Source organism: Siccibacter turicensis LMG 23730 (assembly GCF_000463155.2).
GTDB classification, from domain to species: domain Bacteria; phylum Pseudomonadota; class Gammaproteobacteria; order Enterobacterales; family Enterobacteriaceae; genus Siccibacter; species Siccibacter turicensis.
Genome location: NZ_AWFZ01000025.1, coordinates 1 through 267, shown reverse-complemented (window position 1 = coordinate 267; position 267 = coordinate 1). Strand labels below are relative to the sequence as shown.

Sequence of the window (267 nt, the reverse complement as noted above, 5' to 3'; positions counted from 1 at the left end):
AATTTGATGCCTGGCAGTTCCCTACTCTCGCATGGGGAGACCCCACACTACCATCGGCGCTACGGCGTTTCACTTCTGAGTTCGGCATGGGGTCAGGTGGGACCACCGCGCTACAGCCGCCAGGCAAATTCTGTTCACCTGCCGCCGCACGGCCACAGGTTTAATCCGTCTCAAGCTGAAAATCTCTCAAATACAACACCAAAACACCTTCGGCGTTGTAAGGTTAAGCCTCACGGTTCATTAGTACCGGTTAGCTCAACGCATCGC

Annotated in this window: 1 rRNA gene; it reads right to left on the bottom strand. The window is 54.7% G+C overall.

Going from position 1 to position 267, the window contains the following annotated elements:
* Positions 1–8: 8 nt before the first annotated feature.
* A 5S ribosomal RNA gene (gene rrf, locus DW58_RS04430) occupies positions 9–124 on the bottom strand.
* Positions 125–267: the final 143 nt, after the last annotated feature.